Origin of the sequence: Paraburkholderia hiiakae, from assembly GCF_904848665.1 — a bacterium.
Taxonomy (GTDB): Bacteria; Pseudomonadota; Gammaproteobacteria; order Burkholderiales; family Burkholderiaceae; genus Paraburkholderia; species Paraburkholderia hiiakae.
Genome location: NZ_CAJHCQ010000004.1, coordinates 366742 through 390509 on the forward strand (window position 1 = coordinate 366742; position 23768 = coordinate 390509).

The 23768-nt window shown below is 62.8% G+C and carries 22 protein-coding genes and 1 pseudogene; 13 read left to right on the top strand and 10 right to left on the bottom strand.

Annotated features, from left to right (window positions below; all coding sequences use genetic code 11):
* From JMY28_RS10870 to JMY28_RS10905, 8 genes and pseudogenes are all read left to right on the top strand, one after another.
* Window positions 1-1170 carry an electron transfer flavoprotein subunit alpha/FixB family protein gene (locus tag JMY28_RS10870; protein WP_201695893.1) on the top strand — a complete coding sequence of 390 codons (1170 nt, stop codon included), beginning with the start codon at window positions 1-3 and terminating at the stop codon, window positions 1168-1170.
* A complete protein-coding gene (locus tag JMY28_RS10875) occupies window positions 1167-1988 on the top strand; it encodes an electron transfer flavoprotein subunit beta/FixA family protein (protein ID WP_201695894.1) in 822 nt (273 codons plus the stop codon). Before JMY28_RS10870 ends, JMY28_RS10875 begins: the two co-directional genes overlap by 4 nt.
* Before the next feature lie 49 nt (window positions 1989-2037).
* On the top strand, window positions 2038-3279 hold the full coding sequence (locus JMY28_RS10880; protein ID WP_201695895.1) for an aromatic ring-hydroxylating oxygenase subunit alpha: 1242 nt from the start codon (window positions 2038-2040) through the stop codon (window positions 3277-3279).
* A 47-nt stretch (window positions 3280-3326) separates the two neighbouring features.
* Window positions 3327-4478 carry a hybrid-cluster NAD(P)-dependent oxidoreductase gene (locus JMY28_RS10885; protein ID WP_201695896.1) on the top strand — a complete coding sequence of 384 codons (1152 nt, stop codon included), beginning with the start codon at window positions 3327-3329 and terminating at the stop codon, window positions 4476-4478.
* 112 nt (window positions 4479-4590) lie between these two features.
* A complete protein-coding gene (locus JMY28_RS10890) occupies window positions 4591-5451 on the top strand; it encodes a glycine betaine ABC transporter substrate-binding protein (RefSeq protein WP_201695897.1) in 861 nt (286 codons plus the stop codon).
* A pseudogene (locus JMY28_RS10895) lies at window positions 5452-6851 on the top strand (quaternary amine ABC transporter ATP-binding protein); the annotation flags it as partial.
* Window positions 6844-7740 carry a choline ABC transporter permease subunit gene (choW, locus tag JMY28_RS10900; protein ID WP_201695899.1) on the top strand — a complete coding sequence of 299 codons (897 nt, stop codon included), beginning with the start codon at window positions 6844-6846 and terminating at the stop codon, window positions 7738-7740. The pseudogene JMY28_RS10895 and the gene choW, both read left to right, overlap by 8 nt.
* Before the next feature lie 44 nt (window positions 7741-7784).
* A complete protein-coding gene (locus tag JMY28_RS10905; protein WP_236596789.1) occupies window positions 7785-8777 on the top strand; it encodes a GlxA family transcriptional regulator in 993 nt (330 codons plus the stop codon).
* 4 nt (window positions 8778-8781) lie between these two features.
* Here JMY28_RS10905 and JMY28_RS10910 read toward each other — a convergent pair whose 3' ends face one another.
* Window positions 8782-9900 carry a GlxA family transcriptional regulator gene (locus tag JMY28_RS10910; protein WP_201695900.1) on the bottom strand — a complete coding sequence of 373 codons (1119 nt, stop codon included), beginning with the start codon at window positions 9898-9900 and terminating at the stop codon, window positions 8782-8784.
* Window positions 9901-10145: 245 nt separating this feature from the next.
* Here JMY28_RS10910 and JMY28_RS10915 point away from each other — a divergent pair, with 245 nt between their 5' ends.
* Window positions 10146-10409 carry a hypothetical protein gene (locus tag JMY28_RS10915; RefSeq protein WP_201695901.1) on the top strand — a complete coding sequence of 88 codons (264 nt, stop codon included), beginning with the start codon at window positions 10146-10148 and terminating at the stop codon, window positions 10407-10409.
* A gap of 22 nt (window positions 10410-10431) precedes the next feature.
* On the opposite strand, the gene purU is transcribed toward JMY28_RS10915, so the two are convergent.
* Window positions 10432-11313, bottom strand: a complete 882-nt coding sequence (purU, locus tag JMY28_RS10920) for a formyltetrahydrofolate deformylase (RefSeq protein ID WP_201695902.1) — start codon at window positions 11311-11313, stop codon at window positions 10432-10434.
* Window positions 11314-11585: 272 nt separating this feature from the next.
* Between purU and JMY28_RS10925 the strand changes: the two genes are divergently transcribed.
* Entirely contained in the window at window positions 11586-12092 is a 507-nt protein-coding gene (locus tag JMY28_RS10925; RefSeq protein WP_201695903.1) for a plasmid fertility inhibition factor family protein, read from the top strand.
* 22 nt (window positions 12093-12114) lie between these two features.
* Here the strand turns inward: JMY28_RS10925 and JMY28_RS10930 are convergent, their stop codons facing one another.
* Entirely contained in the window at window positions 12115-12714 is a 600-nt protein-coding gene (locus JMY28_RS10930; RefSeq protein ID WP_201695904.1) for a LysE family translocator, read from the bottom strand.
* A gap of 559 nt (window positions 12715-13273) precedes the next feature.
* On the opposite strand from JMY28_RS10930, the gene JMY28_RS10935 reads away from it, so the two are divergent.
* Together JMY28_RS10935 and JMY28_RS10940 are read left to right on the top strand one after the other, a co-directional pair.
* Entirely contained in the window at window positions 13274-14032 is a 759-nt protein-coding gene (locus tag JMY28_RS10935) for a complement resistance protein TraT (protein WP_201695905.1), read from the top strand.
* 444 nt (window positions 14033-14476) lie between these two features.
* Window positions 14477-15721: an NAD(P)/FAD-dependent oxidoreductase gene (locus JMY28_RS10940; RefSeq protein WP_236596790.1), complete on the top strand. Its 1245-nt coding sequence runs from the start codon at window positions 14477-14479 to the stop codon at window positions 15719-15721.
* A gap of 72 nt (window positions 15722-15793) precedes the next feature.
* Here the strand turns inward: JMY28_RS10940 and JMY28_RS10945 are convergent, their stop codons facing one another.
* From JMY28_RS10945 to JMY28_RS10960, 4 genes are all read right to left on the bottom strand, one after another.
* The gene (locus tag JMY28_RS10945; protein WP_201695907.1) at window positions 15794-16213 is read right to left on the bottom strand and encodes an ester cyclase; all 420 of its coding nucleotides are present in this window, start codon (window positions 16211-16213) and stop codon (window positions 15794-15796) included.
* A 139-nt stretch (window positions 16214-16352) separates the two neighbouring features.
* Window positions 16353-16919, bottom strand: a complete 567-nt coding sequence (locus JMY28_RS10950; RefSeq protein ID WP_201695908.1) for a MerR family transcriptional regulator — start codon at window positions 16917-16919, stop codon at window positions 16353-16355.
* On the bottom strand, window positions 16916-17332 hold the full coding sequence (locus JMY28_RS10955; protein ID WP_201695909.1) for a hypothetical protein: 417 nt from the start codon (window positions 17330-17332) through the stop codon (window positions 16916-16918). The genes JMY28_RS10950 and JMY28_RS10955 overlap by 4 nt, the downstream gene beginning before the upstream one ends.
* Window positions 17333-17566: 234 nt before the next feature.
* Window positions 17567-19150, bottom strand: coding sequence for an alpha/beta hydrolase family protein (locus JMY28_RS10960; RefSeq protein ID WP_201695910.1), 1584 nt, complete (start codon window positions 19148-19150; stop codon window positions 17567-17569).
* A gap of 345 nt (window positions 19151-19495) precedes the next feature.
* On the opposite strand from JMY28_RS10960, the gene JMY28_RS10965 reads away from it, so the two are divergent.
* The gene (locus JMY28_RS10965; RefSeq protein ID WP_201695911.1) at window positions 19496-20749 is read left to right on the top strand and encodes a hypothetical protein; all 1254 of its coding nucleotides are present in this window, start codon (window positions 19496-19498) and stop codon (window positions 20747-20749) included.
* Between the two features lie 15 nt (window positions 20750-20764).
* On the opposite strand, the gene JMY28_RS10970 is transcribed toward JMY28_RS10965, so the two are convergent.
* From JMY28_RS10970 to JMY28_RS10980, 3 genes are read right to left on the bottom strand one after another with little or no spacing between them, the layout of a single operon-like run.
* A complete protein-coding gene (locus JMY28_RS10970) occupies window positions 20765-21160 on the bottom strand; it encodes a DUF4280 domain-containing protein (RefSeq protein ID WP_201695912.1) in 396 nt (131 codons plus the stop codon).
* Between the two features lie 57 nt (window positions 21161-21217).
* The gene (locus JMY28_RS10975; protein ID WP_201695913.1) at window positions 21218-21763 is read right to left on the bottom strand and encodes a toxin-antitoxin system YwqK family antitoxin; all 546 of its coding nucleotides are present in this window, start codon (window positions 21761-21763) and stop codon (window positions 21218-21220) included.
* A 7-nt stretch (window positions 21764-21770) separates the two neighbouring features.
* Complete coding sequence (locus tag JMY28_RS10980) at window positions 21771-23759, bottom strand: type VI secretion system Vgr family protein (RefSeq protein ID WP_201695914.1); 1989 nt, start codon at window positions 23757-23759, stop codon at window positions 21771-21773.
* Window positions 23760-23768: the final 9 nt, after the last annotated feature.

The window sequence follows — 23768 nt, forward strand, 5'->3', positions numbered from 1 at the left end:
ATGAATACCCTCAAACGAATCGATCCGCGCCGCCCTTTCGTCGTCACGGCGGCGGGCCTCAGGCGCATCACGTTGGGTGAGACCGGCAGCGCGGATGCGAGCGCTGCGCAATGGCTGGCACAACACGGGCATGCTGGCGTTGCGAAGCCTCGCCGTGTGATTAGTAACCCAAATCAGTTTCTGCTCGTAGTCGCCCACGCCGAACGGGGCGCGCTCGACGACCACGCGTGCCAGGCCATTGCCGCCGCCGCGCTACTCGCCGATGCGCAAACCGAAGTGGCGCTGCTCGTGTTCGGCGAACTGAAAAACGACGCTGGGGCGCTCGGTGTAGACAAGCTGATCGAGATGCCCGGTTTCGAGCGCCGCATGTTCGCGCCGGAAAGCGAGTTGCGCGCGCTGCAGGCCTGCGCGGCGGCGCTCGCCCCGAAGCACATATTTCTGCCCGACAACGCTTATGGTGACGGCGACCTCGGCCGCCGCTACGCGGCCGGTGCTGGCGCGAGCACGGCGGCCCATGTGGTCGAGATCGATGCGAAGCATGTAGGCGTGTACGCGCAGTCGAAGCGCGCGTGGGCCGCGCGTTCGCTGCCCGACGTGATCCTGCTCGCTGCGAACGCCGTCGATTCGAAGCTGCCATTCGTCGGCGCGGGAGAACGCCTTGCGGGCAATTTCATCCGGCCTGCTAACGACCTCGCGTCGTCATACAGGGATCTCGGCCTCGAATCCATCGACGCCGCCCAGGTCGCGCTCGAAGAAGCCGATTTCATCGTCTCGGCGGGCAACGGCGTGACCGACATTGCGGCGTTCGGCCGGCTCGCTGGCGCACTCGGCGCGGCAATCGGCGCGAGCCGCGTGGCCGTGGACAACGGTCACTTCACGCGCGACAAGCAGGTGGGCGCAACGGGCAAGACGGTCGAGGCGAGCGTGTATATCGCGTTCGGTATTTCGGGGGCCGTGCAGCACTTGCAGGGCATCAAGGATTGCCGCCATGTGATCGCCGTGAATCTGGACGGCAGCGCGCCGATCGCAAAGCGCGCCAATCTGACCGTAGTCGGCGACGCGCAAGGCACCATCGCCGCGTTGATCGAACAGGTGCAAGCCGCACGCGCAACGCAGGGCGGGGCGAGCGCCGTCCATCACGAAACCCAGTCCGCAGGAGTCGCCGCATGAACGCGCGCCATGATCCTCAACGTGGAATCGAGCGCATCGCGGTGCTCGTTTCGGTGGGGCGCCACCCGGTAAGCGGCGCACCACGCTATAGCCGCAACGACGCGCTCGCGCTCGACCTTGCGCGCACGCTCGCCGAGCGGCATCGCGCGCGTCTCGACGTGCTGCATGCCGGCGACGCCGCCGATCCCGCGCTCGCTGAATACCTTGCGCTCGGCGCGCACGAAGTGGAGGTGCTGGCCTGCACGCCGTCCGGCGACGCGGCACGCCTGCTCGCCGAACGCGTGCGCGGTTACGACCTCATATTGACGGGCACGCGCGCCGAAGGGGCGCACGACAGCGGCATGCTGCCGTACCGCGTGGCTGCAGCGCTTGGCGTGCCGATGGTGGGAAGCGCCGTGGACATCGACGTCGATGTCGCCACGCGTGCCGCCGTCGTGCGTCAGTTCCTGCCCAAAGGGCTGCGCCGGCGCGTGCAGACGGCGCTGCCCGCCGTCATCGCCGTGCATCCGCTTGCGAGCGCCCAGCCTCGTTATGCCTACGCGCGTCTGCGTGCAGGCGCGGTGCGGTCCGAGCGTGCGTCGGGCGCGACGGGCGCGAGCGTAGCCGTTTCCACCGAAGCCGCCGCATGGACTGTTGGCCCGATCGAGCGCAAGCCGGTGCGGCTAGCCGCGGCGGAGAAGCGCACGGGCCACGCGCGCATGCTGTCGGCGACCACGACCGAAAGCCGGGGCGGCAACGTCGTAATTGAAGGGAGTTCGGTCGAAAAAGCACAAGTGATCCTCGCATATTTGCGGGAGCATCAACTCATCGACTACTGATTTTGCTGGCCTGTCGGCAACGAACTGGGATGAAAAATCCGGAGCACACATGAAAGTAACGGCAGAGATTCGCGCGCTGATCGAGCGGCGTCAGGCGGGTTACAGCCTGGAGGCGCCTTTCTACCTGAGCGAGGAGATTTTCGCGCTCGATATGGAGACGATTTTCCGGCAGCACTGGATCGAGGTCGCCACGGAAGCGGAAATTCCCGAGCCGGGTGACTACGTGACCGTCGATCTGGCGGGCGACTCGATCCTGATCGTGCGCGACGACGACATGCAGGTGCGTGCGTTCCACAACGTTTGCCGCCATCGCGGTGCGCGTCTGTGCAACGAAGACAAAGGATCGGTGGGCAATATCGTTTGCCCGTATCACAGCTGGACCTACAACCTCACCGGCGCGCTGATGTTCGCCGAGCACATGGGCGAGCAGTTCGACCGCTGCAAGCACAGCCTCAAGAACGTGCATGTGGAGAATCTCGCGGGCCTGATCTTCGTGTGTCTCGCCGAAGAACCGCCCGCCGACTTCGCGGACATGCGCGCCGAGATGGAGCCGTATCTGTTGCCGCACGATCTGGCGGGCTGCAAGGTCGCCGCGCAGGTCGACATCATCGAAAAGGGCAACTGGAAGCTCGTGATGGAAAACAATCGCGAGTGCTATCACTGCGTGGCGAACCACCCCGAGCTGACCATTTCCCTCTACGAATACGGCTTTGGCTACGCACGCACGGACGCCAACGCGGAAGGCATGGATGCGTTCGAGCGCACCTGCAACGAGCGCGCGAAGCAGTGGGAAGCGATGGACCTGCCATCGGTCGAAATCGAAAAACTGCTGGACGTAACGGGTTTTCGCACGCAACGCCTGCCGCTCGACCGCTGCGGCGAGTCTCAAACGCTGGACGCGAAAGTCGCCTCGAAGAAGCTGCTCGGCGAATTCCGCACGGCCGATCTGGGCGGCCTCTCGTTCTGGACGCAGCCGAATTCGTGGCATCACTTCATGAGCGATCACATCGTGTCGTTCTCGGTCATTCCGCTTTCCGCGGGCGAGACACTCGTGCGCACGCGCTGGCTCGTTCACAAGGACGCGCGCGAAGGCATCGACTACGACGTGGAGAATCTCACCGCCGTGTGGAACGCGACCAACAACCAGGATCGCACGCTCGTGGAGTATTCGCAGCGCGGCGCGGCGAGCAGCGCGTATGAGCCGGGCCCGTATTCGCCGTACACGGAAGGGCTCGTCGAAAAGTTCTCGGCCTGGTATATCGGCCGCCTCGCCAGGCAGATTGGCGCATAACGCACGCGCTTAAAGCAAAAAATGCGGCAAAGAGAGCGGAGTTTGACATGATGCGAGACGCGGCCCAATTCCATCCACTCGATCCCAGCGACAGCCGGGTGACGCGCCCGGCGTTCTGGGGCGCGTTGCCCGAGCGGTGGACGAGCGAGGTCGAGGAAACCCTCGTGTGCTGCCACGTATGGCAGGAAACGCACGACGTGAAGAGCTTTTTCCTGCGCTCGCCGCAGGGCCGCACGTTCTCGTTCGAGCCGGGGCAGTTCCTCACGCTCGAACTCGAGATCGACGGCGAGCCCATCAACCGTTGCTATACGATTTCGTCGTCGCCCGCGCGGCCTCATACCCTTTCCATTACGGTCAAGCGGGTGCCCGGCGGCAAGGTGTCGAACTGGCTGCACGACAATCTGCGCCCAGGCGTTTCGCTGCGCGTGCTCGGACCGGCCGGCGAATTCACTTGTGCGCGTCACCCCGCGCCGAAGTATCTGTTTCTTTCCGCGGGGTCCGGCGTGACGCCGCTGATGTCGATGAGCCGCGCGCATCACGATCTCGCCGAGGACCGCGATATCGTTTTCGTGCACAGCGCCCGCACGCCTGACGACATTATCTTCGCGCGCGAGCTGGAACTGATTGCTTCGAGCCGCGCGAATTTCCGCACGTCGTTCGTCTGCGAAAGGGTGGGGGCGCGCACCGACTGGTCGGGCGTCACAGGTTTTCTTTCCCTGCCGCTGTTGAAGCTCATCGCTCCGGACTTCATGGAGCGCGAAATCTTCACCTGTGGCCCCGCACCCTATATGAAAGCCGTGCGCGATCTGCTCGACGAAGCCGGCTTCGCGCGCGAACGCTATCACGAAGAGAGTTTTTCATTCGAAACGCTTTCGGCGCACGCCGATGCGCCGGCGGCATCCCCCCCGGCAGAATCGGAATCGTCCGCAGAAACCGCCAGCTTCACGATCACCTTCGCGAAGAGTCGCCGCGAGATTCAATGCGGTGCGCAACAGACCGTGCTCGATGCAGCGCGTCAAGCGGGCGTACGGCTAGCCTCCTCGTGCAGCCAGGGCATGTGCGGAACCTGCAAGGTCAAGCTCGTTTCCGGGCAGGTCGATATGAAGCATAGCGGTGGTATCCGCCAGCGCGAAATCGATCAAGGCATGGCCCTGCTGTGCTGCTCGAAGCCGCTGTCCGACCTCGTCGTCGATAAATGAGGCCGGCGTCGCGCAACGACAAGAACACGTCGCAAATCGACGTTAGCGGCAGATTGTGGCGGGCGAATCTGCATAGGCACGGGGCGCTTGCCCATATCACAGGAGATCGACCATGAAGCGGGCTGGAAAACTCTTTTGGACCGGTGTGTTATCGGCGATGGTGAGCATGAGCGCCCCGGCGTTTGCCGACGGCAAGCCGACCTTGAAGATCGGTTATGTCGAAGGCTGGGACGACAGCGTAGCGACTTCGAACGTGGCCGCGCGCATCATCGAGAAGCGCTATGGCTATCCGGTGCAGCTCGTGCCCGTTGCCGCCGGCATCATGTGGCAGGGCGTGGCGCGCGGCGACCTCGACGCGACGCTTTCCGCCTGGCTGCCCGTCACACAGGGCGCGTACTGGGCGCAATTCAAGGACAAGGTGGTCGACCTCGGCACGAACTTCCCGGGCGCGAAGATCGGCCTCGTGGTGCCTGACTACGTGAGCGCGAAGAGCATTGCCGATCTCAACGCGGACAAGTCGGCGTTCGGCGGGCGCATCGTCGGCATCGATGCGGGCGCGGGCGTGATGCGCAAGACCGACGAGGCGGTCAAGCAATACGACCTCAGCTACAGCGTGATGCCTAGTTCGGGCAGCGCGATGACGGCCGAACTGGCGCGCGACGTGGGTTCGAAAAAGCCCGTGATCGTCACGGGCTGGACCCCGCACTGGATGTTCGCCAAGTACAAGCTGCGCTTCCTCGACGATCCGAAGAACGTGTACGGCGCCGCCGAGCACGTGGACAACGTCGCCAACCCTGAGCTTGAGAAGAAGGCTCCGCAGGTGGTGGCGTTCCTGAAGAACTTCCAGTGGAAGCCGGGTGAGATCGACAGCGTGATGCTCGCGATCCAGAACGGCGAGAAGCCCGACGCCGCCGCCGACACGTGGATCGCCGCGCATGGCGAGCGCGTGAATGCCTGGGCGGCCACGCAGTAGTCGTCAGCAATAAAACGGCAGGGGGCCCGCCGCGGCCCCGCCAGACCCGTGCCCGTTGGGGAGCGCGCGCGGTGCGATTGTGCACATGCAGCACGTGATTATCCTGATGCGCCGCCGTGTCGCTTTTGCGTAAGCGTCTGTCGCAATACGCCATCCCGGCAGGGTTTTTTCTGGCAACCATGTAGACATACCGTGCGGGCCGGCGCCTGCCGTTCGAGGAGACGCAGTCGATGAAATCCCCCAAGATCGTGGTCGATGGATTATGCAAGGTGTTCGGGCCCAACCCGAAGCTTGCACGTGAGCTGCTTGCGAAGGGCGCAACGAAAGACGAGCTGTTCGCGAGGACCGGCTATGTGCTCGGCGTGAACAATGCCTCGTTCGAGGTGCACGAGGGCGAGATTTTCGTGCTGATGGGGCTTTCCGGCTCGGGCAAGTCCACGCTGATCCGGCTCATCAACCGGCTCGTGGAGCCCACCGCCGGCAAGGTCGTCATCGACGGGCGCGATATCGCCGCCGTGCGGCGCTCGGAGCTGGTCTCGCTGCGCCGCACCGATATGAGCATGGTGTTCCAGTCGTTCGCGCTCATGCCGCAGCGCAGCGTGCTTGCGAACGCCGCGTTCGGCCTGGAAGTGGCGGGCGTGGGCCGCAAGGAGCGCGAGCGGCGCGCGCTCACCGTGCTGGAGCAGGTCGGCCTCGCGGCATTCGCGCAGAAGCTGCCCGCCGAGCTTTCGGGCGGCATGCAGCAGCGTGTCGGTCTCGCCCGCGCGCTCGCGGTGAATCCTTCGCTCATGATCATGGACGAAGCGTTCTCCGCGCTCGATCCGCTCAAGCGCAAGGAAATGCAGAACGTGCTGCTGCAACTGCAAAAGGAGCAGCGCCGCACGATCATGTTCGTCTCGCACGACCTCGAGGAGGCGCTGCGCATCGGCAGCCGAATCGCGATCATGGAAGGCGGACGCATCGTGCAGATTGGCACGCCGCAGGAAATCATCAGCAATCCTGCCGATGATTATGTGCGCGCGTTCTTTGACGGCGTGGACACGAGCCGGTATCTCACGGCGGGCGATCTCATGCAGCGCGAAGCCGTGCCGCTCATTCGCTCGCTTGACGCGAAGAGCGTGGCTTCGTCGCTCAACGGCAGTGCCGAATACGCTTTCGTGCTGGACGGGCAGCGGCGCATCAGCGGTTTCGTCACGCGCGATGCGATCGGCGCCGCGCAGCCATCGCTCAAGAAAGTCGAATGCATCACACTGGGCATGCCGCTGGAGCACGTCGTTACGCGCGTGTGCGCGAACACGACGGCGCTGCCCGTGGTCGACGACGAGGGCCGTTACTGCGGCTCCATCGATCAGGCCGCCGTTCTGAAGGTCATTACGCGCAATCGAGGTGCCCATGTCTGAGATCATTCCCGTCGGCCAGTGGGTCGATCAGTCGGTTCACTATCTGCTCGACCACGACGCCAACAGCTTCGATGCCGTCGGCCGGGCAATCGAGGGCTTCGCCGCACTCGTCGAGCACAGCTTGCAGGCCATCCCCATGTGGGCGCTCATGGCGTTCTTCATTGCAATCGGCCTGTGGCGCGTGGGCTGGCGCTTCGCCATCTTCGCGACGTGCTCGCTATTGCTGATCTACGCCACCGGCTTCTGGGATCAGACCGTCGTGACGCTCGGCCTCACGCTCTCGTCAACGGTGATCAGCCTCGTGATCGGCATCCCGCTCGGTATCTGGACGGCGAAGAGCAAGGTCGTGCACACCATCGTGCGACCCATTCTCGACCTGATGCAGACCATGCCGGCCTTCGTCTATCTGATTCCCGCCGCGATGCTGTTCGGCCTTGGCCGCGTGCCCGGCATTCTCTCTACCGTGATTTTCGCCATGCCGCCCGCCGTGCGGCTCACGAGCCTCGGCATCAAGCACGTGAACCGCGAGATCGTGGAAGCCGGGCAGGCGTTCGGCTGCACGCCGTGGCAGTTGCTGTACAAGGTGCAGTTCCCGAATGCGCTGCCGTCCATCATGCAGGGCGTGAACCAGACCATCATGATGGCGCTTTCCATGGTCATCATCGCTTCGATGGTGGGCGCGGGCGGTCTTGGCAACGATGTGCTCGCGAGCATTCAGCGGCTGGATATTGGCCTGGGTTTCGAAAGCGGACTTTCCGTCGTCCTGCTCGCCATCATTCTCGACCGCATCACCGAAAGCTTTGGCCGTGCACCGGGCGCTGTGAAAGCACCCTTGTTCTCGGGGCTCAAGCATCTGATGCGCGTACGGCCCGCAGTCGTCGAGGCGTAACAGTCGAAATAACACGATCAACCGCTGTTCCCGAGGAGCGCAATGTGACGACCGACATCGCCGTGCCCGAGCCCGAAACGCGCACGGCATCGTCCCTCAGGCATTTCGGTTTCCTGACGTTGCAGAACTTTTCGATGATCGCGTTTTCCAGCGCGGTCGAGGTTCTGCGCATGGCGAACTACGTGGGGCGCGCTGACCATTACCGCTGGTCGATCTACTCGCTCGACGGCGCACCGGCCCGCGCAAGCAACGGTATCACGGTGCGCCCCGCGCAGGCGCTCGACCCGGCGTGCCTGCCCGACGTGCTGATCGTGTGCGGCGGCATTCGCATTCGCGAGATCATGAGCGAAGGCGTGCGCGCGACGCTCGCCATGGTGGCGCAGCAGGGCGTACCGCTTGGCGGCATCTGCACCGGCGCTTACGCGCTGATGGCGAGCGGGCTGCTGGACGGTTATCGCTGCGCCGTGCATTGGGAAGATCTCACGGTCCTGCACGAAGAGTTTCCGCGCGTGCGCTTCGCCGATGAGCTGTTCGTCGTCGATCGCGATCGCCTCACCTGCACGGGCGGCACCGCGCCGCTCGACTTGATGCTCGAACTCATTGGCGCGCGCCTTGGGCAAAGTCTTGCTGCCAAGGTGTCCGAACAGTTCATCCTCGAACGGATTCGCGGCTCGAGCGATCTGCAGCCCATCCCCGTGGATGCGCGCGTGGGCTTTTCGCGCGCCGAATTGGTCGAGGTCGTGAGGCTGATGGAGGCGAATATCAAGGAGCCGCTCTCGCTAGAGGAGCTGGCGCGCCTCGTGCGGCTTTCGCAACGGCACTTGCAGCGGATGTTCAAGGCGTATCTGAACGTCTCGCCAACCCACTACTACCTCACGCTGCGCCTGAAGCGCGCGCGTGAACTCCTGCGCACGACCGATACCTCGATCTCGCGCGTGACGGCAATTTGCGGGTTCAATTCACCGTGCCATTTCAGCAAGGCGTACCGGGTGCAGTTCGGACATGCGCCGAGCCATGAGCGGCGCGGGGCGGAATAAGAAGTTAGTGTAACGAAGCGTTGATGACCATGCCATCGGCGTCCGGTTCGGCCAGTGCAACGTCGTTGCGCAACAGCGCATCGAGGTCCGCCAACTGCGTGGCATCCTGCCCGCTGCGCTGCGCACGGAACATGACAGGCGGCACGCCGAACTGCTTGCGAAACTCGCGGCCAAGATGCGAGGCGTCAGAAAAGCCGCAACTCGAAGCAATATCGGCGACGGTGCGGTCTGAACTCGTGAGTAGCCAGGCCGCGGTGCGCAGGCGCAGGACGTTGGCGAACGCGCGCGGGCTCTTGCCCGTTTCCGCCTTGAAGAGCCGTTCGAGCTGCCGCGGCGAGAGGTTCAGCTTGCAGGCCAGTTCTTCCAGCGGCACATTGCGGCCAACCTGCTGCTCCATCAACAGCACGGCGCGCTTGACCTTCGGGTGCGTGGCGGGTTCGAGGCCAGGCGGGTGAGGCTGGGGCGCATTGCCCTTTTGCATCTCGCCGACCAGCAGAATGCGCAGCGCCTTCTGCACGGTCGCGTGGTCGAAGTGGCGCAGCAAAATGGCGGCGGCGACGTCGATCGATGCGCGCCCGCCCGAGCACGTAATGCGACGGCGGTCGATCGCGAACAGGCGGTCGGCGACGATCGCGTCGGCATTGACATTGGGGAAGCGCTCGATGAAGTCCCAATAGTGGAACCAGCTCACGCAAATACGATGGCCGTCCAGCACGCCGGCGCGCATGAGTGCGAACACGCCCGTGCAGATCCCGACCACCGTCGTCTCGCCGCTGGCTGCGCGGCGGATGTACTGCAGCGTGGCTTCGCTCGCGTGCGGGCCGGAGTGGAGCAGTCCGCCCACGACCACGAGATAGTCGACCGGCTCGGCGTCGGCAAAGGTCTCCCATGGCGCGATCTGAATGCCGCAACTCGCACGCACGGGGGCGAGCGTTTCGCCGATTACGCGCCACGAGCAGCGCACCGGCTTGCTGTAGTCGCCTTCATCGGCGGACAGACGCAGCATGTCGACGAAACCGGAGAACGCGGTCAGCGTGAAGTTCGGCAGCAGCACGATGCCGAAACGGATCCGCTCCTTGGGAGCGGCGTCGAAGGAAACGGCGGTGGCGAGTGTGTCGGACATGGAGGCACAGGAGAGCGGGGAGGCGGTTTCAGGCAAGCATCCCCGATATGGCCCCTGGGCGCTTGTCGTTTTCCGCCATCGATCGTCGCAAAAGCGAAATCGGCGGGAGGTTGATCGGATACACCGCCGCGTGACGGGGCGGTTCCGGCGCCTTGGCGTGTTCGTTCTAGCGGCAGCGCCGCAGCTTTGGTCAACTCGCTAGTGGGCACGCGCCCACGCCGAACCTATTCACGAGGCCTGCCTTCATGCCGCGCAGCGAAACCGTCGAACTCAACAAACGCGCCTGTCACGGCGACGCGCAAGCCGCGCTCGCGCTGCTGGAGCACAGCATGACGCGCGGGCACGGGCGTATCGGGCTGCTGCGCTATCTGCAGGCGCGCTGCGTGGGCGCGGCGCTTGAACAGCGGCATCACGACTACGCGCAACAGGTGGCCAGCAAGATGAGCGAGCGCCCGTACGCGGCGCTGGTGGCGCAGGCGCAGCGCCGCCACGGCAATGCGGCGGCATGAACGCCCACGCCCATGCGTGCGCTCACAGCACGACGGTGCGCCCGTCGTTGATGAAGACCCGGCGCTCGAGAAATACCCGCACGGCACGCGCGAGCGTCACGCATTCGACATCGCGCCCGACGGCCAGTAGACGCTCGGGGTTCAGCGAGTGGTCGACCCGCTGCACTTCCTGCTCGATGATCGGGCCTTCGTCGAGATCGTCGGTGACGAAGTGCGCCGTCGCGCCGATCAGCTTGACGCCGCGCACGTGCGCCTGGTGATAAGGGCGCGCGCCCTTGAAGCCAGGAAGGAAAGAATGGTGGATGTTGATGGCGCGGCCAGCCAGTTTCTGGCTCGCTTCGTCGGAAAGAATCTGCATGTAGCGCGCAAGAATCAGTAGCTCCGAACCGGTCGAGTCGAACAGGTCGAGGATCGCGGCCTCCTGTTCGCGGCGCGTTTGCGGCGTGACGGGAAGATAGTGAAACGGCAAATCGTGCTGCTTTGCGAGCGGCTCGAAATCGCGGTGATTCGAGGCAATGCCCGCAATGTCCATTTGCAACTCGCCCATGCGCCAGCGAAACAGCAGGTCGGCGAGACAGTGCTCGAGCCTGGAGACCATGATGAGGACTTTGGGACGCACCCGCAGATCGTGGATGGCCCAGGTCATCTCGTGCTTGCGGCCGACGCTCGCGAACTCGTCGCGCAGGGCCGCGAGATCGAAGCGCTCGCCCGCGCCGGCCTGCACCACCTCGTGAAAGACGCAGCGCAGGAAAAAGCGCGTGCTGATGTCGTCGTCGAACACCGTGAGTTCGTCGATATAGCCGCGGTGCGCGTCGAGAAAGCCGGCGACCGCGGCAACCTGCCCCGCGGCGGCGGGGCAGGACAGCGTGAGCACGTAGCGGTGCTGCGGGTCTTCGGTGGGCATGCGCGTTCTCCTCGTGTCGTGATGCGCCCGGTGCAACCTGCAGGTCGTGCGGGGGCGCTGGCGTGATGGCGCAAGTAAGCCACCAATCGGCTCGCGGCACATAGAACCCACGCGCTGTATCGCGAGAATGAAAACGCCAACGCAGCGCCAAACCAGCGCCAAACCACCGCCAACTCGAAGAAGATCGCTTTTGCCCTGATGGCTGTCGCATTCCTGCTATCCCCCGTTTTTTTCTCCGGCAAGCATAGGGCTGCGGCTAATCTGGAGCGGAGATGGAGAGTTACCTGGGTCTGCAGACAGGCGCGTGGAACGGGCAGCGTGTCGCGCTTTTTCGCGTGCATACATCGGTCGCCGACGTGTATCTGTCGGTGAGCCGCTCGAACTACGGCAACGAGGAACGGGCCGTGGTCGAAGTGGACTGCGCGCGCCTGTTCAGACTATGGCGGGACGAGCCACGCGGCGAGCACGCTGGGTTGGCAAATGGCAATCCGCAGACATGGCGAGCGGACCCGCGCTTCGAACTGGCCGCCGAGGGTTTCAGTTTCGGCGAGCACGACCCCGTGCCGCTTGCGGAAGTCAGCTGCCCGGCGAGCGCCGCTGTGCCGTACGTCACGTTCACGGATGGCGTGATGCGGACGCTCTGGCTTGCCGCTTACGCAGCGAAGTCTTTTCCGGTGGAGTGCGCCATGCACGAAGCCGAGGCGCTGCAGCGCCTTGCTGGAGCGGCCGGCAGCCGCTGGCTCAGCGTCGCCGAACTCGTTCCTCCACAGGTGGCTTGAGCCTGGGCATGACGCGATGGCGTTAGTGGGCGAGCGCCCACATGAGCGACACGGAAAAAGCGCCCACCACGACGGACGCACAACGCTGGAAGAGCGCCGGACGAATGAACGGCGCACGCCCATTGCGCGGCGCGGCGCCGATGGCGATCCACGTCAGGCCAATGGGGATCAGCAAGACCGCGAAGATCGCCATGGCCTGGAGCCACGTCATGACGCTCGCGAATGCCGCGGGTGGAAAAATCGAACCGGCGAACAAAATGGCCTTGGGATTGAGCACCGTGGCGCTGAACAGCGTGCGCGCACTGACCACACCCTTTGCCGACGTTTCGATCGAGTTTGCCGTGAACCAAAGACGCAAGGCGAGCCACGCGAGATAAAGGCTGCTGGCCACGCGCAGAACGTTTGGCAGCCAGCTCAGCGAATGCGACGCATGGGTGAAGCAAAGCCCCCAAAGGGTAATCGACACCAGGTAGCCGGCCAGTTCGGCGGCGGTCAGATGCGCGCAGCGCCGCACACCCTGCCTCAAACCGGCGGCGGCGAGCAGGGTGTTGGTTGGCCCCGGCATGAGCAGCACGATCGCGCAGCCCGAGACCATCAGCCCGATGGTGGAAAGGGAAAGCATGAAAGGGCGACTGGAAGAATAGGGGCTCGGATTATTGGAGGCTGGGGATAGGGCCCATCGTAGCCCGTATCGCGCGCGAACATCGGCTTGGCAGCGTCGCGCGCATGTGTCGACCATCTAAATTATTGATTTAAATGGGGCTGTCGATGCGTAACAAATCGTCTCAAAGTATTTCGGCGCTTGCTTTCCGCCGTTGAGCCGCACGTTGCGGGAGCACTTTCGCCGTCGCAAGGCTGGCTTCGTTGAGGTGTTCCTCCTGTTCAGGTATGCGTTTTGAATCTGAACTGTCCGTCCCACTGTCCATGTGAATCAACCCGGCGCGTGGTTTATTTGCGCCGATTGAAAACGCTATTGTTGAAGTTAAACGTTTGCGCGCACAACAAAGTGGTGGTTATTGCAGCGTTGATAACGAAGCGATCGTTTCTCCGATTCCCGGCATTCGGCACTCGTTTAATAAACCCTTAATTTTTTGTAAGCCGTGCCGATAAGAAGAATGCCGTGCAAAACCAACAAAACCACACCACATGCCCACTGAGACGGCATACGGAGAAAAAAAGCAATGAAGCGCTACGCTAAAACAATATTTGTCGCCGCATCCTTGGCGGCCATGGGCTCGACCAGCCTGCTCTCGGGGTGCGCCGCCACCCAACTCGCCATCGAGAAGCGCGATCTGGATGTTCAGACGAAGCTGTCCGATACCATCTTCCTTGACCCGATGGCCGAATCGAAGAAAACCATCTTCGTACAGGTGCGCAATACGTCCGACAAGCCGGACTTCGACATTGCGGCGGACGTCACGTCGGCCATCGCGGCCAAGGGTTACCACGTTGTCACCGACCCGGAAAAGGCGCAGTACATCCTCCAGGCGAACATCCTGCAAGTGGGCAAGGTGTCGGAGTCGGCGGCGCATATGGCGTTCGGCGGGTACGGCGCGCCGCTCGGCAGCGCGTTCCTGGCGGCGGGCGCTGCAGTGGGCATGGGGGCCCGCAGCGGCGGTGCGATTCTCGGCGCGGGCCTCGCGGGCGGCCTGATCGAAATGGTCGCCAATTCGGCGGTGAAGGACGTGTATTTCACCGCCATCACGGATGTGCAGATCAGGGAGCGCCAGCGCAGCGGCACGAAGAGCCACGAAAGCTCGATGCACAACCTGCACCAAGGCAACAGCGGCGGCACGACCGTGACCTACGCCGAGGATACGGACTACCGCACCTATCAAACGCGTGTGATGAGCGTCGCAAACAAGGTGAACCTCGACTTCAACGACGCGGTCACGCCGCTGCGTAGCGGTCTCGTACGAGTGATCTCGGGCGTGTTCTAACAGCCTCTCGCTCTCCCTCCCGCAGCCGTCGTTCGCGCGGGAGGGGCACTCACATCAAATCCTTCCTTTGGGTTTCGAGCGCCAGGTTAAAGTCGCGCGTCTGGAAACCGTCTCTTATCCCGCAAGCCACCGTCGCGTGACCACGTAACCCGTATTGCGCCTACGGGTCGACTACACTCAGGTTGTCATGAAATTAATAAGGAATCCAATTCAAGTGGCGTGACTCACGTCAGTTTAATTCGGATACCGATATATTTTATCGACCTTGAAGAAGGACCGCGCACGCGAAAATGGGCGTCGTAAATGCAAAGGCGGTGCGAGGGATGTCAAAATCACGGCATCACGCAGCGCAGTACGCTTGCATTGGACATGCGCGAAGTAACAGGACGTAACAAGACGCACAGAAGGGATAGAACTATGGCAGAGAGCACTGGAGAAGCAGTTATGACCCCATCCGCGCGACGCGAAGCCGTCGACGTGGCGATCATCGGCGCGGGCCCTTCGGGCGCGGTGGCGGCAGCCTTACTGCGAAAGGCCGGGCGTTCGGTGCTTGTGCTGGAGCGCCAGCATTTCCCTCGCTTTTCGATTGGCGAGAGCCTCCTGCCGCAAAGCATGGCGTACCTCGAAGAGGCCGGCATGTTGCAGGCGGTAGTGGAAGCCGGCTTTCAGTACAAGAACGGCGCGCATTTCGTATGGCGCGATCGGGCGACGTCTTACGACTTTCGTGACAAGCATTCGGCGGGCTGGGGCACGACTTACCAGGTGGAGCGTGCGAAATTCGACGAGTTGCTGATCGACTGTGCCGCGCAGCAGGGCGCTGAAGTGCGCTTCGGTCACACCGTGGTCGCGATGCGCACGGGCGACACGCCAATGCTGGAAGTCGTCGACGAAAATGAGACGCGCTATGAAGTGCACGCGCGTTTCGTGCTCGACGCGAGCGGCTTTGGCCGCGTGCTGCCGCGCCTCCTGAATCTGGAGGCGCCGACCGGTCTGCCCACGCGTGCCGCGATCTTCAGTCATGTGCGCGACGGCCTGGCGCTGGACGCCTTCGATCGCAACAAGATTTGCGTCGCGACCCACCCCGAGCACCGCGACGTATGGTTCTGGATGATCCCGCTCGCGGGCGGTCGCTCGTCGGTTGGCTGTGTCGCCGAAGCCGCCTTCCTCGACGTGCCCCAAGCGCAACGTGAGGCGCGGCTGCGCACGCTCATTCGCGAGGAGCCGACCCTGAACCGCCTGATCGGCGACGCGCCGTTTCTCATGCCCGTGAACCAGATCGGCGGCTATTCGGCCAACGTCGAACGCTTGCATGGGCCAGGCTTCGCGCTGCTCGGCAACGCCGGCGAGTTTCTCGATCCGGTGTTTTCTTCGGGCGTCACGATTGCGCTGCGTTCGGCGCATCTGGCCGTGAAGGTGCTCGAGCGCGCGCTCGGCGGCGAGGCGGTGGACTGGCAGGCTGAATACGACGTGCCGCTGCGCAAGGGGATCGACACGTTCCGCGCGTTCGTCGAGCGCTGGTACACGGGCGAACTGCAGGACATCATCTACTACCCGCGCCAGACGCCCTCGATCCGTCGGATGATTAGCTCAGTGCTCGCGGGCTACGCGTGGGACGAGAGCAATCCTTACGTGGCGGACCCGGTGCGCAGGCTCAACGTGCTGCATGAGGCGTGCATGCAGTCGCTGTAGCGAGCGCGGATGACTGTATGTTGGGTTATGGCACCTGCGCTCAGTCGCAGGGCCATCCCGGTTTTCGCGGCTTCATTGGCCCGGTGGACGAACCGCGCCTAGCTGAACCATCAACCCGAGCGTGTCCATGATGAGGCGGGTTTCCTTGATCCTGTCGTCCTGAAAGCGGTCGATGACCATGCCCCATACCTTAACGGAGCGCCCCGTAGCGTCCACGCCGAGGAACACTCCCTTGTGCGTGCCCGTCCACTCGAAGCGGGTTAGCACGCGGTCACCCTCGGTGAGTTGTTCCTCGACGCGCCAATGCATGTCCGGGAACGCAGCCCGCAAGCCACGCACGACATCCTTGAGGCCCTCGATACCGGGACCCTGCCCGGGGAACGGCACCTGCTCGACCATGTCTTCCCAGAAGAACCGGTCCGCGGCGTCGATCTGCCCTTGATTGAGAACTTCCTCGATAAACGCGCGAACCATACCGCTTGTCTCGTGCATGGGATGAAAGCCTCCTGGCTGGAAAATTGGAAGGGGAAGCCGGTTGCTGCAGAGTAGGCGGGCAAGCACAACGACGTGCACCGGAGTCGCGCGAGAACGTGCGGTGGCGCACATTTCCGGCTTTGGCGGTCAATGACCTTTACGAGCCTGCAAGGCCGATGGCCGGGTTGCCTGTGAGTTTCGCGCGCCGGCGGATTGCTTTCACCTCTTCGCGCGTCAGCCCGAGCGAAGCCAGAAACGCGGCGTGCGAGTCGGGGTTTTCTGCCTCGAACGCGGCGTGCCATCTGTCCATCTCTGCCTCATCGAAGCCAGCGCAACGCAGCATCGCAACCCACGCGTCCTTGCCACGGTGCTTGCCACGCCGGCGAAACGATGGTTGCGCGAGCAACGTTGCAATGACCCTCTGACGTTCTTTGAGACGCGCGATTTCCGCCGTCAATCCCATCAAATGCGTTTCGAGGATCTGTGCGGCGGCGTTGCCCTCGCGCGCGAGTATGTCGCGTATTGCGGCCAACGGCAGTCCCGCGGCCCGGTAGGCGCAGATCGCGCGCAGGCGCTCGTGTTGTGCCTCGTCGTAGAGCCGGTAGCCTGCCGTGCTGCGTGCGCTCGGCATCAGCAAGCCGAGCGCTTCGTAGTGCAGGAGCGAGGAGCGCGAGAGTCCTGCCTCGCGTGCCAGTCGTCCTAGCGTGAAACTAGTGCGTGTCATGACGGCAAGGGAAGTCTGTCGGGTGAGAGAAAGCCACAACGCGCTTCGGACCGGGCCAGCAATTCGGGTGAGTAGTGTTCGGCGACAAGCGCGCGGCAATCGCCGGTGAACACCGGTGCATGGGCGAGAAATCCCTCGAACGAATGCGCTGGATTCGACGCGCCGGCATGCGCCATGAGCCGGATCAGCGCTTCGGTCATTGTACGGTGGTATCGATCTGGTGCGCCGAGATGAGCGGCGTATTGCGCAATACCGGCACAGGTTCGCTCAATGGCTTCTTCCAGCGGGTAACGCTGCAAGTGAATCCACGTGACGCGCAGATGATTGCGATGATTGAACGCAGCCGGTGGCAACTGGCAAGTGAGGAAGGCTTCGAGGAAGGCCTTGTCGGTGAGATGCCGGGTCGTTTCCATGTGTTTCGACACGATATTCGTTGAACAGAATATCGATCGTGAAGGTGACTACGGTAGTCGGGTCAAGCGGATTTTGGGAGTGGTGAAACGAAAGGGTAGACGCACTGCTCAGACCGACTGTCACGATATCCGTATGCAAATCACGTGAATCACTGCAAGTCAAACATGGCGTGTCATTCAAAAATGGCAAGCATGACCGCCATGCTGACTTTCGGGCTCGATCGACGCCGCAAATCAGAAGTTACCGAAGAAGCCGCGCGCCGCGACCATGCAGAACGGCGCGACGATGTCGCCGTGGTAGGCCTCTAGAACGGCGGACATTCCGCCATCCTTCGCACCGGCCTGGACCGCCTGTACGGCGACTGCCGCTTTGGCCTGAGCAAAGCCTGACTTCACTGCGGCGAACGGATCGTTCGCGCCGGGCGCGGAATCGACGTCCAGCACGCTCGTCAGGCCCGGCGCAACTTTGGCGTTTTTCCAGTAGGCCTGCTCGATCGCCGCGTTGAAAAAGAACACAGTCGGGTCGAGGTGGCCGCCGCATAGCAGCACTGGCGAGCGCGGCACCCAGTTACGCAGATCGTTACGCTTGAACGCCTGCCGCAGCGGCTGAGCCGGACTGGCAGCCGGGGCCATCGCAGCGGTCGGCGAGGGATACGCGCCATCCGGGTTGACGATCTGGTCTTCGAGGATGCTCAGACGATAGCTATTGCGCACGAGATTCGCTGTGCCGAATCCCAACGCGAATAGCGGCGTCAATTCAGCAGGCGCGAGAGGCGGCGCAAGTGGCGGCGTCAACGAAGCGAATTGTGGCGCAGGCGGCGTGCTGCTGAAGAGTTGCGTTGCGGGCAATTTGCCTTGGGCGAACAACGTGTCCATTGACGTGACGCTCGGCAGCAGGTTCTCTATGCCCGGGGCATAGGCCGCCTCGAAAAAGTCGCCTGGCTTGCGATAGATATTGCCGTACGCGTGCTGGTAGCTCGTGGTCACCAGCACCGTAAAGATCGTCGAGCCGAGGTCGACCTCGCCCTGGACCAGCGCGTCCGCCATCGCGCCCAGTGCATACGGACCCGAGCCGGGTGCTGAGGCCGTGACATTGATGCCGGCGGCTTGCAGCGCGCGATGCGTGGCGAGCGCCACGTAGCCACCCTGCGAATATCCGGTGACGAACAGCTTGCCGTTCTCTCGCGTCTTGTTTGCCGGATCGGGGAGGGCCATCGCGAAGCGGGCCGCGCGTAACGAATCGATTACATCGGCCGATTGCTGGTCGCCGTTCAGATAGGGGTGGTACGGCAATGGCGAGCCTGCGTAGCCGGCATAGTTGCTCGCGACCACGATATACCCCTGCGCGGCGTAGATCGCCGCCACGGCAATACCTTCGCCCGCGCCGTCACCGTTGGCGGGGTCCGTTTGGGTAATGTCGGCGATATTGTAGTTGCGGTAGGTCGTCGTGCCGTGCGCATACAGCATGAGGGGACGTGGACCCGTGCACGAGGCGCCGCCGCCAGGAATCATCAGCGCTGCGCTCGACATCGTGGGTTCGCCCGCGCCACCTATCGTGAGGTAACGGAAGTACTTGATTTCGATGTCGCAGCGCGGCGTGCCTGCAACCTGCAGCAACTGCTGACCCGTTGCGTTCGTTCCTAACAGCTTCGTGAAATCACCCGCGCTCAGGCGCAGGCTCGTTCTCTGCTCGACCAACTGGCCGCGGAAAAAGCAGCTTAACCCGCTACATGTCGAACCGGCCTGCACGACAACGCTGGCACTCGACAAAAAGAAAATCAGCAGTACCCAACTCGTCTTAAGAATCGCTCCTCGCATTTCACGCTCCGTTTTTGTTGGTGTTCGGAAAATGGGGCTGCCTTGCAGAGTCAAACGAGTATAGGTCAACGAAATCGCCGATTGCTACTTGTTGCGGGAACAATTTTCCAGTGAAGCGTTTTATGAAGAATTTGCGCGGATATCTACGCAATGGCTATCAGCCGATGTAATTAAACATCAGCAACTCCACAATATTCGTTGAAAATTTTCGAAAAACCAGTAGCGTTAATGGGATCGTCGCGCGCGGTCGACCCCACCGCCTCGCCGAAGGAATCAACCACGAGCGCAGATGTAATCGCAGTGCAAGCCGGGAGCGCGCACCGGCCCGACACAACGGAGACCACCGTGAGCGATCCGTTCGCCCTCCTGCCGCCTGATGCACTGCAGAACATTGCCGGGTACTTGCCGCTGCGAAGCCAGCAGGCGTTGAGATTGGCGAGCCGAAATGCCGCGCGGAACTTGCGCATGCAACAGCGGGGTGCCGTGGTGCAACTGACCGATCATCGGATCGGCATCATTGCCGACATCGTGGTGTTCAATTTCGACAGGAGTCTCGCGTCATATCAGGTTTTTGTGTTTGCCGACAACAATCTGATTACCGTGTTCGGCACGCAAATCGCGCGCGTCGTGACCGATATGCGCGCGCTGTCGCTCGCTCGCGAGACGCAGGTGATACGCGGGCTCGTCAGACAGTTTCAATGCGTGGGTGGCGGCAGTGGTTTGCTGTTATCGGCGCTGGGCGCCGTCGGCAGTGCAATGCCGGATCTGGCCTGGCATGGTGCCGATTCTCAGAGCGGCCATAACTTCGCGCACCGGGCCAAATCGAACAGCATTTCCAATACGGCGCGCTGCCTGTTTCTGGACCGGTTCGTGTGCGTGCCCGGGCGTGGCGACCGGCGTACGTCTGCACTTCGGCAGCAGCGCGACGGCGCGGATAACTATATCGACTGCCTGGATCTCAACGCGGCAACGCTCGCGAGCTGGAAAGGCAAAACGATCCTCGATCTGGGCTGCGGCTATTCGCTCTTCTACGCCGAAGTGAACGTCATGTTCGGAGCCAATGTGGTGCCGGTGGATCTGGAAGCGCGCGATACGCAGGGGGAGCAGGAGGCGATCCGTTGTTACATAGAAAACATGTTCTTCCTCCGGGCTCTGATCGAGTTCAATCAAGCTGATCAGTGCCTGATGCAAACCATCAATGTCGAGTTGTTCATGCGGACTTTCTCGAGAATCGATGAGATCGTCCACTATTACCTCACGCATCAACCCCTGCAGATGAACATCCTTACCGACGATCTCAGCGGGTTGAACTATGAAGGTGTCATTTCATGCTTCATGTTTTGCTACTTCGACGCCGATATGACCCGTCGTGCGCTGGCCAATCTATGTCGAGGCATGCGCTCGTCGGGCTGGCTCCGGATCTGTGTTGGCAAACAAGGCCTGCTTAGCATCGGCGCTGGAATCAACCACGACATCATTGCGGCGGTCAACGAAATCGTAGGGCCGAACAACATCCAGCTAGCGATTGAACAGATCGCTCACCGCTTTTGTGTTGAAATCAAGCTGAACGTCACGGGGTGGCGATACTGGTTTTCCTAAAGCCGAGGGCACGGCCTACGGAACCAGCGTAGTCACCTGCCCCGGCTGAACCACCTTGATCACGCCGCCCCACATGCAAACGAGCGTAGCCTGCGCATCCAGCGCCGGCATCGCGCCCAGCGTGACGGTCGGCGCACCACCGGGAATCCATGGCGACGGCGTCGCCGGAACGCAGGGCATGGGCGTGAAAACGCCCAGCGCCGCGGCAGTTGCAGCGATCACCGTGGGGTTCGCCGGGCTTTGGCACAGGGCGAACGGCGTGATATTGGCGACGGGAATCGAGTCGGCAATCGTCGCGGCAGGCACCCCGCCCACGAGCACACGATTGACGGGCATAACGTTCAGCGTGCCCGGCGCGCCGCCAAAGGAACACTGCAGTGTGGCGCCGGCGCAGACTTGCGGACTTGTCATCGTGTAGCTCCTTTTCGTGTTGCCGTGCCGGCTTTGCATGCCGAAATCAGGCCAAAATCAGACTGAAGACGGATTGCCGAGCGATTGCCACCATTGCTTCCATCGTGGCAGCGGCTTGCCGTCGGCCGCTATCGGACGGCGGTCGTCGGTATAGCGCTTCGCGGCTTCGAGCGGCTTTCCCGCGCTGAACGGCTGCCGCAGCGCGAGGTAACCATTCGGATGGAAACGTTGCAAGACGCCATGCAGCTTGCCGTTGCGGTAATGCGCTTCTTCGAGCAGCGTGCCGTCGGCCAGCCACGTGCGCGAGATGCCGTGCAGCACGCCGTGCGCGTAGTGGGCCTCGCGTTGGATCTTGCCGTCGGGAAAATAGAAAAGCGTCTTGCCGTCGAGCTTGCCGCTCGCATATTGCACCTGCGCCGAGGGACTACCCTCAGGATAAAAGTAGGTGGCAGGACCGCTGAGCACACCGTTTGCATAACGAATCATTGCCACGGGACGTCCTTCGGATTCGATGCGAACCGGGCCGTGCAGCGCGCCGCCCAGCGTCGAGGCTTCAATGCGTGTGTCGTCGCGTTCTATCGTGACCGGCTGAATCGTCTCCATGTTCGCCTCAATTGATCTTCACAATGCCGCCCTTGACTACGAGCATGCCGCCTCCGTCCACCGTCTGCTGCACGGCGCCCTTGTTCGTCACGCTCTGCGCCTCGTTCGAAAGCGTGCCGTCCGACTTGTTCGTCAGTGACGTCCCGGCCTGATTCGTGAGCGACACGCCGGCTTGATTCGTGATCGATGCGTCGCTCTTCGCCGTGAGGTTGCCCGTGCTTTGCAGCGAGAGCGTGCCGCTCACCTTGATGGTGAGGTTGCCGTCCACGGTGAGCGTCATATTGCCCGTCACGGTCTGATCGAGATTGCCGCCCACCGTGCGCGTTTCGTTGCCGCCGGCTTTCACGGTGCGCGCGCCTTTGATGTCGACCGTTTCGTCGCCGGTCTTCACCGTCGTACTGCGGTTGCCTTGTTCGACCGAGAGGGTATCGTTGCCTTCCTTGATCGTGTGCGTGCGGTCGTTCTTGATCGTGCTGGTTTCGTTATGGTCGATGGTCCACGTGGCGTCGTTGATCACCTTGGCATTCAGGTCCTTTTGTGCCTGCAGGAAGATTTCTTCGCTGTCCTGCTTGTCTTCGAAGCGCAGTTCGTTGAAGCCGTTGCCACCTTTCGAGGTATTCGTCTTGATGCCGGATTGCGTCTGGTTGTCGGGCAGCGTATAAGGCGGCAAGTTCGCGCCGTTATACACGCTGCCGGTGATGAGCGGCCGGTCCGGATCGCCGTCGATGAAGGTCACCACGACCTCGTCGCCCACGCGCGGCATGAACTGCATGCCAAAGCGCTTGCTCGCCCAGGGCTGCGCCACGCGAATCCAGCATGAACTCTGTTCATCGTTCTGGCCGTCACGGTCCCAGTGAAACTGAACCTTCACACGGCCATACTGATCGGTCCACAATTCTTCGCCGCTCTTGCCGACCACCGTCGCGGTCTGCGTGGGCATGAACGGTCGCGGCGTCGTGCGCGCGGGGCGCCAGGTCGTCGCGAAGGGAAACGCCTCGAAGCGGTTGCGATAACGGTTGTGATCGGCTTCGTGGACCACGCTGCGCACGACCCATTCGATGTTGGCGTCGCTGGATTCGTGATCGGCCAGCGTAAACCGGCAGCCCGGCGCGAGCGCGCGGCAATCGCTTTCGCCAATGAGCAGCCGTGTGGGCGCGCGCAACGCGTCCACGCGATGCTTTGAGAGCGTGGAGCCATCGCCGCTGGTGGCGTAGCGGCCCGGATACTCGTACACGCTGTGTCCGTTCGATGCCGCTTGTGCCTGCGAATAGAGCTGTGCGGTCGGCGTTTCCCATGCGTAGTCGGTATGCGAGAAGAGGCCGGTGGCCGTTTCTTCGACGACCTCACAGTGAACAATCTGCGTCGATTCGCGCGCGCCGCTCGTGCCGCCCGTGTAGTGCAGCGTCGCGTCGCCGGGCAGCGGCGTGAAGGCGTCGTTGCTGTCGGCAATGACGAGCGTATGGCTGCCCGTATCGTGGCGGAAGAAATAAAACCAGCCTTCCTCCTCACAAAGACGGCTAACGAACGCGAAGTCGGACTCCGCGTACTGCACGCACCATTCGCGCGTGGCGGCCGTGCCCGTGACCGAGAACGAGTAGTCCGTCAAGCCGTGATCCGCCAACACGGCCTGGATGATTTCCTGCGCGTTTTTGCCCTGAAATATGCGGTTATTTCGCGAGAGTGTGAGGAGCCAGAGCCTCGAGCGCAGCTCCAGCATGAAGTGGCTGGCGTCCACCGTGGAGGGCAACTGCGCGGCGCGCGTGCAAACGGCGTCGATGAGGCGCGGCGACTCGCCCCACGCGAGCGAGAGCGTGGCATGATTGCCGGTCATGCCCGAGGGCGCGGGTGGCGGCAATCCGCCATGGGCGCGAAGCGTCAGCGCGGTGGGGGCGTCCAGCGCCTCGCGCGCATCGAAACTGGCGGGAAAGAGCGTACTGAACGCACTTCCGGTGAGGCCGATACGCGCATCGGTAGCGGCAGAGATGGGGCGGTTCATCGTGTGGAT